5 protein-coding genes and 1 pseudogene are annotated in these 17,199 nt (G+C 57.7%); all 6 read right to left on the bottom strand.

Annotation, left to right across the window (positions count from 1 at the left end; translation table 11 throughout):
• Positions 1-32: 32 nt before the first annotated feature.
• A pseudogene (locus tag HFD94_RS20650) lies at positions 33-1,520 on the bottom strand (hemagglutinin repeat-containing protein); the annotation flags it as partial.
• The gene (locus HFD94_RS20645; protein WP_158001812.1) at positions 1,511-1,678 is read right to left on the bottom strand and encodes a hypothetical protein; all 168 of its coding nucleotides are present in this window, start codon (positions 1,676-1,678) and stop codon (positions 1,511-1,513) included. The gene HFD94_RS20645 and the pseudogene HFD94_RS20650, both read right to left, overlap by 10 nt.
• Positions 1,679-1,778: 100 nt before the next feature.
• On the bottom strand, positions 1,779-2,258 hold the full coding sequence (locus tag HFD94_RS20640) for a hypothetical protein (protein WP_181955369.1): 480 nt from the start codon (positions 2,256-2,258) through the stop codon (positions 1,779-1,781).
• A complete protein-coding gene (locus HFD94_RS20635) occupies positions 2,258-13,360 on the bottom strand; it encodes a hemagglutinin repeat-containing protein (protein WP_073970584.1) in 11,103 nt (3,700 codons plus the stop codon). The genes HFD94_RS20640 and HFD94_RS20635 overlap by 1 nt, the downstream gene beginning before the upstream one ends.
• 39 nt (positions 13,361-13,399) lie before the next feature.
• The gene (locus HFD94_RS20630; RefSeq protein ID WP_061901572.1) at positions 13,400-15,118 is read right to left on the bottom strand and encodes a ShlB/FhaC/HecB family hemolysin secretion/activation protein; all 1,719 of its coding nucleotides are present in this window, start codon (positions 15,116-15,118) and stop codon (positions 13,400-13,402) included.
• Between the two features lie 589 nt (positions 15,119-15,707).
• Positions 15,708-17,012 carry an NAD(P)/FAD-dependent oxidoreductase gene (locus HFD94_RS20625; protein ID WP_010246297.1) on the bottom strand — a complete coding sequence of 435 codons (1,305 nt, stop codon included), beginning with the start codon at positions 17,010-17,012 and terminating at the stop codon, positions 15,708-15,710.
• Positions 17,013-17,199 lie beyond the last annotated feature (187 nt).

Below are 17,199 nucleotides of genomic sequence, written 5' to 3'. Positions count from 1 at the left end.
GAACGGGTACCAGCACAGGCCTTGTGCAAGAGAAGATTATTATTTTCCAATGCATTTTTACCCGCCTGCGCGCCCGCCACCGCACCGCCCGTGCTGTCTCCGGCCACACCGCCCGCAAGGCCCGCCGCCAGCGTCCCCAGCGCGCTGATGGTCTGCCGCTGCTCCTCACTCAGGTCTTCGCGCTTAACCCCCGGATACATCTGCTGCGCGATGTACTCGCCCATCGCCGCGCCAGAAGCACCCGCAAGTGCAGGATTACCCGACGCGTATGACGTCACCGCGCCCACCACCGCGTGCGCAATCAGGTTCGCCTGAACGTTCACCACCTCTTTGCCGTCCGGGCCTTTTGTGGTCGTCAGCTTGTGTATCTGCTCCGCCAGGTACGGCGTGGCCGCCCCGCTCACCGCCTGTGCAATGTTGCCACCCGCCAGCCCCTGTATCGCCGCCGTCGCCGCGCTGATACCCTGCTGCACCGACCCGCCGGTTCCCATTCCGCCGGCCAGCATCTCCCGGTTGTACAGCGTCTGATAGACCTGTCCGGTGATGTCGGCCGCGGTCGGCTCCTGACCCGGGTTCGCTTTCCGCCACTGCGCTTCGGCGTCCTTCTTCTGGTCCGGCGAGATGTTCTTCATCTTCTCCGTGGCCGCTTTCGTCGCCGCAATCTCGCCCTGCGTCCGCGCAATGTCGCCCGCCTGGCTGCCGATTTCCGCCAGCAGCTGCGCCGTCTCCATCCGCCGCTGCTCTTTCTCCTTATCGAAGATTTTATCCAGCCCCGGATTCGCACCCGCCGCGTCGCGGCTCAGGTCCGCCACGTCCTGCGTCTGCTTCGCCTTATCCCGGATAATGAGGGTGCCGTCGCTCACCGCCGCCTTCGTCACCGACGACGCGCTGCCGCTGCCGTTCAGCCCCGCCAGCAGACCGTTCGCCATGTTGCCTTCGAACTGGCTGCCGATGCTGCCGCCGGTGCTCATGCCCACGCTCTGGTGCTCGGTTTTATAGTCCGCGTGGTTCTCTATGTTGCTGAAGCCCAGCGTGCCGGTGTCGAGACGGTTTTTATCGGCGGTGGCGGTGGAACTGATGACCGCGCCGTTCAGTTGGGTGTGCTCACCCGCCGTCACGTCAAAGCCGCCCTTCCCGGCAAAGATGCCGGTCTGCTCGGCCACGCTCTGCCAGTTGCTGTGCATCTTATCCTGGCTGAGGTTGACGCTCGCGGAGCCGGTCATCGAGCCGAAGGTGAAGCTGCCGCCCGCGCTGGCGTTCTGCTGCTTGCTGTCGTAGCGGTCGCTGTCCTGTTCTGAGGTCAGCGTCAGGTTGCGGCCGGTATCCACCTTCACGCTGTCCCCGCGCACCTGTGCGCCGGTCAGCGTGGTGTCGCGCCCGGCGTTCAGGCTCAGCCCGTTGCCCGCCGTGAGCGTAGTCTCGGTATGGGTCAGCCCGTTGCCGTTCTCTCGGCCTTTGCCCGCGTTGACGCTGGCTGAAACGCTGATGCCGTAGCCGCCCGACCCGGCGGTCAGGCCGATAGCGCCGCTATCTTCTCCGGGGTATCTGCGCCCCAGTATTTCTCCGCGATGTAGCGTGTGGCCAGTTCTCCACTGAAAGTACCGGCAGCGCCATTTCCGCCAGACATATGAGCGGAAACTTTATCCCATACGGCATGTGCCATGGCATTGGGGGCCACATCAACGTTTCCGTCTGAGGATGTGGCCCCAGGAAGTTATTCTCAATTTTCTGGTTGTGAGAAAATCCCGTCAGCTAATGGCGGGATTGATTATTAATTATTAATAAGGTAAACAATATGCTCCGTCTAAAGATTCATACTGTGTTATAGCATCTCTACCTTCTGCTAAATACTCAACATCGATTGGTTCTGGCGGGAAGTCTTTTGTATAAGATCCTTCCAGGAATAATCGATACTGCTCCAGTACATATAATGTTTGTTCTATGGTTAAAAGCACCTGTTGCTCTTCAACGTACTCACACCCAATAAATACCTTATCATGCGTAACCATCACCCAGTGGGCATTACCTATGCCGAAGTTGCCTTCAGTTGTTTTGCCTGATGCAAGATCAGTGAGGTTTTTCACCCAGATATCAACAGAATGAATACCATATTGAATGTCATTGGATAACCATCCTGAAATCTCACGCGCTCCATATCCCAATACCGCTCCATCAGAGGATTTACGTATTCCACCTCCTATAGGAACAAATAAATTACTATTTTCATCCCACCAGAAAATAATTTTATCATTCAACATTACTTATTCCTCCCTGTATAAACAGGCCATGCAGTCGCACCTGTTCCATCAGGTTTGCCATAATAGCCTTGAATCTTCACACCGCTAGATGATTTCCCGCTCCACATTTCTGTATTAGGTATTCTTTCAGAATTTTTGAACGCACTCTCAATCTCCTGAGCCGTCTGTCTTTTTGACCACTGCTCAGGGAAGAATGTAGTTTCAGCTTTCTTATTTATCCATTGTCCTGTTGCTGGATCTCTCACTGATATATATCCTGTCGAAACGCCATTGGTATCAGGTGTACCCGTTACCTTATCTATTTTAATATTTGAATCACGAATATAGTGGCCACCAGACCCAACTTTTGTCCCATCCTTAAGTGTTTTCACTTCCCCGTTAAGGATATGATCCATCCTGATATATGCAGTTTGTGAACCCTTGCCAGCCTGCTCTTTAACTAGCTCCAGAGGTGTAGGGGAGGGTTTAAAGTCATTAAGATAGTCACCTGCTTTCCATGATGGATTATTCTTCGCCGTATTATTCGCCACAGTTTCTGCTTTCGCAGCAGCAGCTTCCGCCGCTGTCTTCCCTATCCCAACTGCCCCACCGGCTCCCACTCCGCCCGGGACGATAATCTCAGAAGTCTGAAGACCAAGATTATTAATACATAAAGCTAGTGCTCCGGAACAGGATTCAATTCCAGCCTTCAGAATAGCGGCAATTTCAGGAGTAGCCGCAATCAATACACCGCCACCAAGCCCCACAGGAAGTGCTACCGTCAACGCATCCTTCATCGCCTGACCACGCTGACAACTGGCTGACGTCGGATCATCGGCACAGGACAGGATATCTTTGCCCTGCTCACGCACGAACTTCTCTTGACCGTCTTCAGTTCCGCCAAACAGGTTGTTATTAACTGCATTTTTACCCGCAATCGCGCCGCTCGTCGCCGCAGCACTGCTGTTGCCCACCATGCCGCCCGCCAGTCCTGCCGCCAGCGTGCCGAGCAGGCTCAGCTGCTCGCGGTCTTCCTGTCCCAGCGCCGCTATCTTCTCTGGCGTGTCCGCGCCCCAGTACTTCTCTGCAATATAGCGTGTGGCAAGCTCGCCGCTGAACGCGCCCGCCGCACCGGCCGCCGCACTTCCCCCGGACATCTGCGATGATACTGCACCCCACACGGCATGGGCCATGGCATTGGTTGCCACATCAACGTTGCCGGAAGCGTCAGTCGTTTCCTTCTTAATCAGCTGAGCTGCCCACGGATTAAGGCCGCCTGCGACCGCCTGACCTGCATTGCCGGTCACCAGCCCCGTCAGAATACTGCCGACCGTCTGTGCGACCTTCTGAGATGTACTGCCAATACCCCACTGCTTCATCTCCGCCTGATACTCTGGCGAATCACGCATTTTCTCCAGCCACTCTCCCCGCTGTTTTTCCGTTGCTCCGGCGGGCAGCGTCTCGGCGTTCTTCGCACTCCGCGCCTTCTCAAGCCCTTTGATATCGCCCATGGTCGTGACGATATTTGTCATCTGACCGCTGATTTCACCGGCTAACTGAGCAGTCTGAAGCCGCTTCTGCTCTTTCTCTTTGTCAAAGATCGCACTGATGCTGTCGTTGGCATGTTCTGTGTCACGGCTGAGGTCTGCCACATCCTGCTTCTGGTTGACCCGGTCGCGAATGATCACGGTGCCGTTTGCCACCGCCGACTGCGTGGTGCCTTCGGCATGGCCGTTGTTGTTCAGGCCCGACAGCAGCGTGCTGGCGGCATTGGACGCCACGCTGGACAGCATCTGCGCACCCATGCCGCCGCCGCTGGACAGCGCGATGCTGCCGCCGCTGTGGCTGACCCTGTAGTCCGCCGCATTGCCGATATCGGTGAAGCCGAGCGTACCGGTATCCAGACGGTTGTCTGCCGCATCGCCCTGGCTGGCAATCACTGCACCGTTCAGCTGGGTATGATTGCCGACGGTGATGTCAAAGCCGCCGTTACCGGCATAGATACCGCTCTGCTCCTGCACGCTGTCAAAGTTGCTGTGCATTTTGTCCTGGTTGACGCTGGCATAGCCGGACACCGACATTGAGCCAAAGGTAAAGCTGCCGCCCGCGCCGTAGCTGGTCTGTTTTGAATCGTAACGGTCGCTGTCCTGCTGGCTGGTGATGGTCAGATCCCGGCCCACATCGGCCGTTACCTGATTACCGCTGACCTGCGCGCCGTTGAGCGTGGTATCTCTTCCACTGTTCAGGCTTACCCTGCCGCCGCTGTCCAGGGTGGTTTCAGACCAGCGCGTACCGTTGCCGCTCTCCTTACCTTTGGCGCCGTTAACGCTGGCAAAAATGCTGATACCCGCGCTGCCCTGTCCGGCACCAAAACTGATGCCCACGCCACCGCCGCCGCTGCTGTTTTTACCGCTGCTTTCCTGAGTGTTGGCCGCCCCGCTCAGCACAATGTCCCTGGCAGCATTGAGGCTGCTGTCACCTGCGGCTTTCAGCTGGCTGCCGGCGATAAGAATGTCGCCGCTGTGCTCGCCACTGCCCTTACCGGCAGAGGTAATGGAGAGGTTCTTACCGGCATTGAGTGTGGATCCGGCGACGCTGTCGGACGCCTGATGCTGCTGCGATTTTGATTTCTGTGTGGTCAGGGAAAGGCTGACGCCCAGGCCGTTGTTGGGATCGGCGCTCGCTTCCGCCAGCTGCCCGCCCAGCACAGCCTGCACGCCTGAAAGCGCGGCTTTGGTAGCCTGCAGGGCAGCAAGGCGACCGTCACTCTCTTTTTTCGATGTCTGCGCCGCGGCAACCGCGTTATTAATGGCTTCACCCACCATCCCGGAGAGCGCCAGTGTCAGCCCGCTCTTCTTCTGCTCAAACAGTTCATCATGAGTCCGTTTATCATGACCCGTATCGATGATCACGCTGTCGCCGGTAATGGCGAGGTCACGTCCCGCCACCAGATCTGAGCCGCTGACATGAGCCTGTCCGCCCGCAACAATGCTGACATTACCGCCTGTGCTACCCACAATGCTGGCGCTCTGGCTCTGGGTGGTGCCCTTATCACGTAAGTCATGGACCGATTTACTGCTGCCTACCGTGATGCCGATGCCACCGGTTCCCATCAGGCCGCTTTTCTTAGTTTCCGTGAAACGCCAGGTTGAGTCCGTGTTGGTCGCAGCAATGATATTCACGTTGTTACCGGCCCTGAGCGCTACGGTACCATCGCCCACGACCTGAGAACCCTGGACAAGTAAATTGTTGCCCGCATTAAGCGTGACATTGTCGCCACTCAGTAAGGTGCCATTTTCACGGGTGTCACTGTCTTCGCTGATGGTATGCGTGGTCTTTTTACTCAACAATCCTTTTTTGGTTTTGGTCTCTTCTTTGTAGGCATAATCGCTTTCAGTGGCGGTGGTCAGGTTGATGTCGCGTCCGGCACCCACTGCGATATTACCGCTGGCCGTAACCTGAGCCGCTTCACTGTTAACATCCTGACCCGCTTTAACCGTCGTACTCTCACCACTGGCAATTTCAGTGCCCTGCTGGCGTACCGACTCATTAATCTCAACCTTCTTGCCGGATTTGTAGCTATTACCAGAACCGGTTTCAGCCGCCAGCAGATTGACATCACGCCCCGCCTGCAAGGTCACGTCTTTGTCTGCGGCAATGCCTGCCGCCTGGCTATTGAGATCGCGTCCGGCCTGAAGTGCTACGTCGCCGCCACTGGTCAGCGTCGTGCGATCCAGCCCGGTTGAATGGGTTTCACGTTTACCCTTCAGATCATTCAGGCTGGTGGTCGCGCTATTGAGATTAAGATCGTTACCCGCGGTCAGCGCAACATCCTGCGTACCGGCGACGTTGCTGCCGGTCACGGCAATGTCGCGGCCCGCCTGAAGCCGGACGCTGTCGCCGCTCAGCGTGGTACTGAGCGCCTCGCTGCTGTGCAGTTCGTCGTGGGTTTCCAGACTGCTGCCCGACAGCAGCCCTTTGCTTGACTGCCTGCTGTGTTCGGTGAGATCGGTACGGCTGTTGCCCGCGCTGAGCACGATGTCGCGTCCGGCGCTGGCGGTCAGTGCCCCGCCCGCCGTGACGTCCGCTGCCGTAGCGCGGATATCCTGTCCGGCACTCAGCTGCAGCGCGCCGCCGGCGGTGATGCGTGACCCGGCATCGCTCTGCTGTGACAGGCGACGGTAGTTGCTGCTGTTCCAGCTGTCATTTTCAGTGTGCTGCGTGCTGAGGGTGCCGAGCGTCAGGTCATTGCCCGCCTGAATCTTCGTGGTGCTCTTCTCTCCGGCGTTGCCGATGTCGCTGGCGGCCAGGGTGATGTTGTTCAGCGCGCTCAGCGTCAGCGCACCGTCGGTGCCCTGCACGTAGATACCGGCCGGACGATCTATCCAGCGGTCGGTGCCGTCGCCGCGCAGCGTTGACTGGCTGGTAATATCCCGTCCGGCCAGCAGCGACACCTGCTTATCACCGCTGATGACGCCGCCCAGGTTAGTGATATCCTGACGGGCGGTGAGACTGACCGTGTTGCCGCTGATGTAGCCGCTGTTGGTCAGCGACCGCGCCGTCAGCTGCGTCACGTCGCGGCCCTTAATGGTCCCGCTATTAGTGATGTCGTTGCGGGCATTCAGCACCACGCTACCGCCCCCGATCAACGCGCCGTCGCCGGTTAAGTCACCCTCTTTCACCTTCGCATAGACCTGCGGCACCAGCACGGTCTGCTGTGTGCCATCCGGCAGCGTCACGGTCTGATTCACCAGCCAGACGATATCGCTGGTGAGGAGCGCCATCTGCGCCGGGGTCAGCGCCACGCCCAGCTCCAGCTGGTACGTTTTGCCAAAGGCTACCCCATTATTCATCAGTCCGCGATACTGATCTTCATCGCTGCCGTAGCCGCTGATATAGCGGTTGCCGGTCAGCTGGATAATCTGATCGCGCACCAGTCGCTGCTCGTAATAACCATCGCCCAGCCGCTTCAGGATCCGGCTGCTGTCGGTGGTCAGCGCGTTCTGCATATAGTCGCTGCTGAGCCACTGCTTCTGATTCACAAAGCGCGGATCGGTCTCGACCAGGTAATGGCTGTCACTGCCAGGTTGCAGCTGGTACAGGCTGTTGTCCGGCAGCCGGATATCCGGTGAGACGGCGCGGATCACCGGCGTAATCGTCTGTCCGTCGACGACCGTTGCTGGCAGTGTCAGCGAGAATTGTTGCCCGGCAGGTAACAGCAGTGGCCGGTCTTTGAGGCTGCCGAGCTTGTCCAGCGTCAGCGCACTGTCATAGCGTAATCCGGCTGGCAGTAACGCACTGCCGCTATCCGTGGTACTCAGCGCCACGGCCGCAACCGTCTGCTGGAGAGCAGGTGTGCCGATGCGGTCAGCCTGCGCTGTGACGCCCTGCTGCTGGCGGTTGCCGGTCTGATAGCCATTTCCCTGCGGCGCGGCATTCGCCTGCCAGCTCAGCGTCTGCAGATCGATGGTTTCCGTCACGGGCGCCGGGCGGTAGTTTTTCTTATCTTTGCCCTGCGACGTTTTGGTTCCACCCAGTTTCTTTTTCTTCTTCTTCGCATACCAGCGAACCGATTTCCCGTCGTCCGTGGTAACGCGCGTTCCTTTTGTCGCCTGATTATTCAGCTCGCCTATCTGACCGCCGAGCACAGCACCCGCGACAATCTGGCTGTCGTGGTTGTTAAGACGGCCGGCGCTAAAGGTCATGTTACCGCCCGACAGAATCTTGCCCGGATCGCTCTCCTTGATCTGGGTTTCCTTCACTATCCGCCGATAGTCATAATCATAGAATTCGCTGCCGCTGGTGCCATCCGGCATGTTTGCCGTGTGCACGCCATATTTATCTTTTTTGCTGGTGTCCACGTCGGCCCAGTCAAAACGATCGGTGTGGCCTTTTAGCACCGCGTCGTGATGCTGGCTATCTTCGGTCGTAACGACCTGAGTGGTCAGGTGGCGGTTGGTATTGTTGATTTCCGCCATGCTGATCGTGGCATCCTGCCCGGCCTCAATTGTTGCCCCGTCATTGTTGAGCTGCTGCCCCTGTCCGGTAGCCTGATTATTCGCATCCAGCTGGCCGCCAATGTGCAGATCGCCATCACTGTAGATCAGTGCATGGTCGCGGTTGTTCAGCGTGCCAGCCGCAATATCCAGTCGCTGCCGCGCCGCAATCACCGCCGCTTTGCCCGCTTCGCTGAGGTTGTTGAGCAGCGTGGCCGCAATGGCAATGTGATCGCCATAGATACGGCCGGTGCCGCTGTTATTCAGGATGCCTGCCACCAGGTGTGTCAGTCCGCCGTCAATCAGACCACGATTGTTCAGGGTGTCGGCTGCCGTAATTTCGGTCTGCCCACCGCTTATCTCGCCATTTGCCTGATTACTGATATTTTGCGCGTTAAGGAATAGCGCCTGCTGAGCAGCGAGGGTGCCATCGTTGGTCACGTTTCCGCCCGCCGTCAGGCGCAGCGTACCGTTGGCTTTGACCTCTGAGAGGTTATGGAAATCACCTGCCAGCGTGATGCCGAGATTCCCCTGCGACAACTCCTGTCCGTCGCCACTCAGGGAAGCTGCGTTGATCTGCGCCTCTTTATCAGCAATCAGCGTGCCCTGCTGATTGTTGATGGCGAGCGCCTGCCCCTGAGCTGCGTCCTGAATAGTCAGCGTATCCGCTGACGAGATCAGCCCGCTGACGTTATCCAGTGCCTGTTGCACGGTAAGCGCCAGCCTCTGTTTTGCGCGCAGAGCACCCTGACTGTTGTCCAGCGTGCCGGTTTCGATGGTTAAACTGCCCGCTTCAATGCCTTTACCGCTCTGTCGTGTATCGCGGTTAATCAGCGATGGCGTGGTGATCGTCATCTGCTGGCCGCCCTGAATCATCCCGCTACGGTTATCCAGCTGCTGGCTCAGCAACAGGGTGCCATTGCCGACGCTTTGCACCAGGCCGTCATTGTTGTTCAACTGACCCGCCGTCAGCGATAGCGTGCCTGCCGAAAGGAGTTTGCCCGCCTGATTAAGCAGCGCATTTTGTCCCGCATTGAGCGTCAGATCGGTGCCACCCTGGATCTGTCCCTGCTGGTTATCCAGCGCACCACTTTCAATATTGAGGTTACCGGCACCGGCAATAAGTCCGCGCTGGTTAGTCAATGTCTGACCTGCCGTGGTGAGGGTGATATCCCCCGCCGACTGCAGTTTACCGTCACTGTTGTTCAGCGCCTGACCGTTGAAAGTCAGCCCGCCATTGCCTGCGACCTGCCCCTGGCTATTGTTCAGTTCACTGGCGCTGAGTGATGCCTGCTGTCCTGCAGCAATGAAACCCGCCTGGTTATCAATTGCCCCGCTGCGCAGATCCAGACTGTTGAGGGCAACGATACCGCGCTGGTCACCACTGTCGCGATTGATCAGGGCGTGCCCCTGGGTGTTCAGCGTCATGTCGCTGCCAGCCTGTAACAGGCCACCCTGGTTTTGCAGCTCCCCGCTGGTGAGATCGAGCCGCCCTTTGCCGCCCGTCAGCGTGCCGGACTGATTGTTGATATCGCCCGTCACAACCTGCGCGCCGCTATGACCGGTGATGAAGCCGCGCAGATTATCCAATGCGCCGCTGTAGAGCTTCAGCATGCCCGCACTGAACAGGCCGCCTGCGGCTCCGCTCTCACGATTGATCAGGCTGTTGCCGTGGGTGTCCAGTTGCAGATCGCCACCCGACTCAATCCTGCCTGCCCGGTTGTTGAGGAGTCCGCTATCCAGTTGCAGGATGCCTTTAGCACCCAGTTGACCCTGTTGGTGGTCGAAGGTCTGCTGATGAGTATCGATGCGAATATTCTGTCCCAGCATCACCCCGCTACGGCCATCAATCTGGCCGCTGGAGAGCAGCAGATCGCCGCCTGCAACAATGCCACCGCGTTCGCCACTGTCGCGGTTATTTAGTTCGCCGCCCTGGGTGTTGACGGACAGCGCCTCACCCGACTGAAGCAGGCCGCGCTGGTTATGCACGCTGCTGCTTTCCAGCGTTAATCCATGATCGGCATTAATAATCCCATCGACGTTGTTCAGTCCACCGCTGGTGAGCCGCATAGCGCCCGCCGAGACCAGCGAGCCCGTGCTGTTATCAAGATCACTACTGCTGATATGCAGATTAGCCCCCGCAATAACGCCGCCTGATGCCGCATTATTCAGCGCCTCTCCGTGCGTATTAAGCTGCATATCACCGCCGGACTGCAGTCGCCCGCCGCTGTTATCCAGCGCGCCACTGCTCAGCAATAGTTCGCCGCTGGCGCTGAGCAGAGCAGACCTGAAATCAGCGGCCTGGCCCTGCGTATCGATCACCAGGTTTTGTCCCTGAATGACGCCGTGATCACCGGCTAACTTTCCGGTTGAGAGTTGCAGATCACCGCGCGCCACAATGCCGCCGCGATCGCCGCTGGCGTTGTTGTTCAGCTGCGCGCCGTGCGTATCCAGTGAGAGCGCCTGACCCGATTGTAATAAGCCTCGCTGATTGTCGAGCGCGCCGGTCTTCAGCGTCAGCGCCCCATCAGACATCAGTGTGCCGTCAATGTTGGTCAGCAGGCCGCTGGTGATGTTGGCCGCCGAGGCAGCGGCGATAACGCCGTTCTGGTTATCCAGGTCGCCACTGTTAAGGGCAAGTGCGCCACCGCTGATTATCCCTGCTTTACCGCTGTCACGGTTAATCAGCGCCTGTCCGTGGGTATCAAGTGTCAGATCGCCACCTGACTGGATCAGACCGCTGTGATTGTCCGTTGTCCCGCTGGAAATGCTGAGATCGGTACGGGCGACCAGGTTGCCTCCAGTATTGTTCAGTTCACCCTGCTGCGTGTCGATGGTCACGCCGTGGCCAAGCAGGGTTCCACGCTGATTATCCAGCGCCTGACTGCGCAAAGTGACCTGCTGACCCGCTTCGATGCGACCCTGGGTGTTATCAATAGCCTCGCGGGTCTTCAGCGTAGCGTCACCGCCAGTTGAAGCAATCAGGCCCTGCTGATTATTCAGGCTTGCGCTGGTGAGTTGCAGATTGCGACTGGCCTGCAGCGCACCCTGCGCGTTCGTCAGGGTCTCCTGAACATCCAGTTGCAGATCGCCGCTGCCCGCAGCCAGCAGCGTGCCACCGCTGTTATCCAGGCTACCTGAGGCAAAATGCAGATTACCGCCGCTCTCAATCCGCCCATCGCGGTTGTCTGTGTCACCCGAAACCGCGATCGCCATCTCGCCAGCGCCACGCTGCGACAGCAGACCCTGACGGTGATCCAGCGTGCCCGCCGTCAGCGTCAGCGCCTCTGCCTGGGTGTGTGCCTGTGAGAGATCGAGCCTGTCGCCGCTGAGCGTTAACGCACCCGCTGACAGCAGATTGCCCTGATTGCCCTCCAGCCGGGTCGCATTAAGGTTCAGCGCGCTGTTATTACCCGCCAGCTGCACGGTGCCGCCCTGATTATCCAGCCATGGCGTATCCAGCTGCAGTAAGTCACCGTTACCTGCGATGAGCCCGCTGCGGTTTTCAATATGCTCTGCCTGCAGCCAGGTATCGCCTTCATTGCTCAGCGTGCCCTGATTGTTAAGCAACGACCCCGTGGAGATCGTCAGGGCTTCGCGGTTTTGCTGGCGCAGCAGACCGCGATTGTTACTGATGTTTTGTGCCGCGACAGCGAGGCTGCCTGCCGCCAGTTTGCCGTCATCATTGTTAAGTGCTGTCGCAGCCTGAATCCCGAGTGTACGGCCCGCCACCGTGGCGCCCTGGGTGCTGATATCCGCCTGCGTAGAGGTCAGCGCGATAGCATCGGCTGAGGTCTGGCTCCCGGCGAGATCGACCCGGCTGCCCCGCGCCTGAATCTGGTCGTGTGCCAGGTTTTTACCCCGCGCCTTAAGCTCACCCTGGCTGGTCAGCAGCAAATTACCGGGCTGGCTCAGCGTCTCATTGCCGCCAACGCCTGCCGCCAGCGAACTCTCAGCGGTGCTCTCAATGGTGCTGGCGGAGAGTGTCGCGTTACGGCCTGCGCTCACCAGCCCGCTGTTGCGCAGCGTGCCGCTGGAGGCCAGCGTGACATCCTGCTGTGACACGATGTTGCCACGGTTCTCCTGGTCGCCATTGCTGGCGATCTGCAGCGCGGCCTGACTTTGCAGCGTGCCGCTGTTCTCCAGTCTGCCATCCACTGTCAGGTGCAGCTCACCGGCGCTTGCACCCAGCTCACCGGCATTACGCACGCCAACGCCCTTTTCAGTACCGGTCAGGGTGATTTTATGGGCATACATGCCGCCAATAGCTGCGACGTCGAGCGCAAACTCAGGCCGTGTCGTCCCATTATCCGCTTTCACCGTAGTGACGGTACCTTCGGTCGCAACCTGGTTCCTGCCTGTGACCACATTGAGTTCGCGGGCATGAACTTTTGCGTTAACCGCTACCGACTGCGCAATGATCTGGGTGTAGTCAGCATCGCTGTCATTCAGGCCCTGACCTTCGATATTGATTCGGCCGCCATTAACATCGAAGCCTTTGAGCTGGCCGTTTTCAATCAGCGCCTGTCCGGTGGTCAGCGTATTGCGGCTGGCGTTGATAAATCCGCAGCCGTTACAGGTAATGCCTGACGGGTTTGCAATGACTACCGCAGCCCGTTTACCGGCTACTTCGATAAACCCGTTAAGCTGGCTGGGATTACGGCTGTTGACTTCGTTGAGAATGACCGTCGCTTCCTGCTTTGACAGCCAGGGGTTAGCTGCCACCATGCCACCCAGTTGAGTAGCCGTGTTCTGATGGCTGTTGTTCAGGATTGCGCCGCGCGCGTCAACGTCAAGCTGGCTGTACTGATTGCGGGAAACACCCTGGCTATTGGGCGTCTGAATGTTGATTTGCGGCAGACCATTTGCGGTGGCCATGACGGTAGGCTGCTGGCTGCCCGGCGCGCTGCTGTCTGCCACAATGTTGGCCTGCACCGGCAGACTGACCACACCCGCTGCCAGCCAGAGTGCAAAGCTGAGCGGTGAGATCCGCACCCTCGCCTCTGCATATGAGGTGCGCTTCGGGCTTCGGGCAACACGTGAATAGCCGCTACGAGTGATGTCAGACACCACCATTAGCATGCCGCGAACCCGGTTGAAGATAAGGCGATAGCAGAGTTTATTCATAATGCGCACAGTCCATTGTCAGCAATATCGATAAAAGGTTTAGTAGTTCCAGTTCACGCTGAAACCATAGGTGACAGGATCGGTTTTGAAGCCGTCCGGTTTCGACAGAGGAATCCCGGCAAAAAAGTCGTAGCTCAGGCTGGCGGGCGTGATCGCGCCGCGCAATCCGATGACGCCGCCCGCCAGATGTCGTCCCAGAGGTCCACCCTGGGAGGCACTGTTGCCGCCCACCTCGCCATAGTCGGCACCCAGATAAAGCTCCTGAGTGGGCAGCGGCGTCTGCCAGGCCAGCGTGTTCTGAACGGTCCAGCCCCGGCTGGCGCTGAGGGTGCGCTCACCATCAAAACCGCGCACGGTCCAGCGGTTGCCAATCGCGAACTCATCCTGCGGTGTCAGCGGGGTGTTGCTCATCTGGCGACGATATTGAATGTTGTAACTTAAACGCTGATTCCCCAGCGCGAATGGCGTGGTGAGTCCCGCCTGCCAGGTCAGGATTTTAGAGAGCGCGGTGGCATAGGTAGAGTCCTGATATGACTCCTCCCAGGCGGGCAGCGCACCGAACCAGCGTGTACCACGCTGATAGCTGACACCGGCGTCCAGCGTCGCCGGACCGATGTAGTGCCGGTGCGACAGGCCGAGTCGCCATGCGCTGGTACGGCGCTGCTGGCTGCTGATTTCGGTGTCGTTGATGAAGTTGCGCGACTCTTTAACCAGCACATCGGCGCTGACGGTGGTTTTGGCGGCGGCATTGCGGTAGATCACCCGGCTGGCCTGCACATCCAGCGAGCGGCTCTTTCCGGCGTAGAGAAAATCGCGGCTGTAACCGGCGACTGTCTGATGGTAGTCGTAGTCGCTGGCGGTAAGGCCAAACAGCCAGTAGCCCACAGGCACCGAGTAATGTCCCGACAGGCTTTTGCTGCTTTTTCTGCCAGCAAATCCCAGGTCGCGACTGGCGGTCAGGTAGAAGAGATCGCTGAGGGAGGTCGGGTTATCCAGCGCCAGCATAATCCCGCTCTGATAGCGCCCGGTACTTTCGGTGCCGGAATCATCCAGCCATGCGCCGAGTCGCCAGAAACGGCGCTGCGTGCGTTCAATCACGATGTCACTTTCACCCGGATTGAGGCCAGGACGGAGCGCCATATGCGCCTCCACCGTCGGCAGACGCTGCAGGTTTTCCAGCCCCTGTTCAATATCCCGTAAATCCAGCAGATTGCCTGCATGGGCGGGTAATGTCGGCCACAGGCTGACATAGCGGGATGATGAGGGTGACAATTCCACACTGCGGATTTTGCCAGGCACTATCAGAAGTTGCAGCACGCCCTGGCGCAGATCCTGCTGCGGAGCCAGCACGCGCGTAGTGACCCAGCCATGATTAATCAGCCGGTTTTGCAGCGTGCTCATTAACTGGCTGATGCCTTTTACGCCGAGACAATGACCATTGGCCTGACTGGCCAGACGTTGCAGAGGCACCCAGTGCGGCAGCGCCTCCTGCCCGGACAGACTGACCTGCTGAATAACAAAACAGGGTGTTTCCTGCGGGAACGTCAGGTGGGAAGGTGCCGGAACCGTTTCTGAGAGACGCACATCAGGCACCTGTGGCATCAGCCGCTGCTGACGCGCTTTTTGTTGCTCCTGCTGATGCTGTAATTGCTCATCACCCGGTGCCGCCTGCACAGTGCAAACTGGCAGGGTGTTAATCAGCAGAGCGCAAAGCAGAGGTGCCAGCGTTGTTAAAACTCCATTTTTTTGGGGCTGCATAACCGATCCATGTGGTTAAGTTGTAACAAAATGTATATTACTGCTTTCCTGCGCACATTATGCCGCTGGAATCAAAAACCACAAGAAAAATTGCAGAAAAACTTACACTAAACTTACAAAAGTTAGTGAGACAGGCCATTTAAAAAAGTACCAGTAATTACCCGTAACTCAGGGATTGCTGAGTCTGGCGAATCGCCGGGATTAGCTAAAGGCTCAGAGACGGATATTTTTAGCCAATGAATAACAAGGGATTAGCAATTCGTTCAGCGCGTCAGAGACCAGCTTTGTAGCAGGGCTAACGACGGAACTGAAGTAGCCCAACTCGTTACCTGAAAAGTTTTCTGGCTATAGCAAATATTCTTACGGTTACTCTCTTGTTATTAATGGTACGCATTTCAGGCATCACCAACATACTACCCTGCCATGTTCATAAAATTTTACTTTAGTCAAAATTATGAATGCATTTTGCTTTAGTCGATATCGCACTCTCCTGCGCCAGCGTCTGTTTCAGGGGCTTCTCCAGGGCATAAAAAAGCCCCCTCAGAACCGAGGAGGCTTACCATTATTTAGCCAGCGTTATTGCTGTTGCTTAGTGCAGCTTCAGCCGGGGACGAATAACCCGGTTAATACTGCCGACCAGCATCATCAGACCGGTTTTAAAGTAGCCGTGCAGCGCGATCTGGTGCATACGATAGAGCGAGATGTAGACAAAGCGCGCGATGCGCCCTTCCACCATCATTGAGCCGCGCATCAGGTTGCCCATCAGGCTGCCGACCGTACTGAAGCGGGAGAGCGATACCAGCGAGCCATGATCTTTATAGACATAGGCTTTTAGCGGTTTACCGTCACGCTGCGCCAGAATGTTGTCCATGGCGCGTGAGGCCATCTGATGCGCTGACTGGGCGCGCGGTGGTACAAAACCGCCGCCCGGCAAGGCGCAGGAGGCGCAGTCGCCAATCGCGTAGATGTCATCGTCCAGCGTGGTTTGCAGCGTCTCTTTGACCACCAGCTGATTGATGCGGTTGGTTTCCAGTCCGCCAATCTCTTTCAGGAAGTCGGGTGCTTTAATCCCAGCCGCCCAGACCATCAGATCGGCTTCGATAAACTCACCGCCTTTGGTATTCAGGCCATTACGCTCGGCGCTGGTGACCATGGTCTGCGTCAGCACGCGCACGCCCAGCTTGGTCAGCTCCTGATGTGCCGCAGCAGAGATGCGTGGTGGCAGTGCAGGCAGGATACGTTCACCCGCTTCCACCAGCGTCACATTCAGCGCTTCGCGCCCCAGGCCTTTGAAGCCGTAGCTGTGCAGCTGTTTCACCGCGTTATGCAATTCAGCTGACAGCTCAACGCCTGTTGCCCCGCCGCCCACGATGGCGATGTTAACTTTCTCGACCCGGCCTTCGCTGGCGGAGAATTTCAGGAACAGGTTGAGCATTTCGTTATGGAAACGACGCGCCTGATGCGGATTATCCAGGAAGATGCAGTGATCTTTGACGCCCGGCGTACCGAAATCATTCGAGGTGCTGCCCAGCGCCATCACCAGCTGGTCGTAGGCCACTTCACGCTGTGGCACCAGCACTTCGCCCTGCGCATTCAGCACTTCGGCCAGGCGGATCACTTTTCGGGTGCGATCGATATCGGTAAGCGAACCCAGCTGGAACTCAAAACCGTGATTGCGGGCATGAGCCAGATAGCTCAATGCATCAATGCCTTCGTCCATTGAGCCGGTCGCCACTTCGTGCAGCAGCGGCTTCCACAAGTGACTGTGGTTACGATCAACCAGGATAATCTCGGCCTTCTTTTTACGACCCAGTTTATGGCCCAGCTGCGTGGCCATTTCCAGGCCGCCCGCTCCCCCTCCGACAATAACAATTTTCTTAACAGACGTAGTCAACAAAGACCCCCTCAAATTGTGAACCAAAAGTTAACCAAAGGTTAAATTAAACCTTAAGAAACATAGGGTTGGCGAAGTTAAAATCGCAATCTGCTGGGAGAATAGCATGGCGGGAAGAGGAGAACATAAGAATATTGATATACATCAAAGCGGGAAAATAAAACTCAGATAATTACGTAATAAAAAC

It is taken from the genome of Pantoea sp. EKM20T, from assembly GCF_011800485.1.
GTDB lineage: Bacteria > Pseudomonadota > Gammaproteobacteria > Enterobacterales > Enterobacteriaceae > Pantoea > Pantoea agglomerans.
The sequence above is the reverse complement of the archived record's forward strand: the minus strand, read 5'-3'. Positions and strand labels throughout refer to the sequence as shown.

Coding starts and splice junctions, on each gene's coding strand:
- HFD94_RS20640 (WP_181955369.1), bottom strand. CDS start 2,258: ATGTTGAATGATAAAATTATTTTCTGGTGGGATGAAAATAGTAATTTA.
- HFD94_RS20635 (WP_073970584.1), bottom strand. CDS start 13,360: ATGAATAAACTCTGCTATCGCCTTATCTTCAACCGGGTTCGCGGCATG.
- HFD94_RS20630 (WP_061901572.1), bottom strand. CDS start 15,118: ATGCAGCCCCAAAAAAATGGAGTTTTAACAACGCTGGCACCTCTGCTT.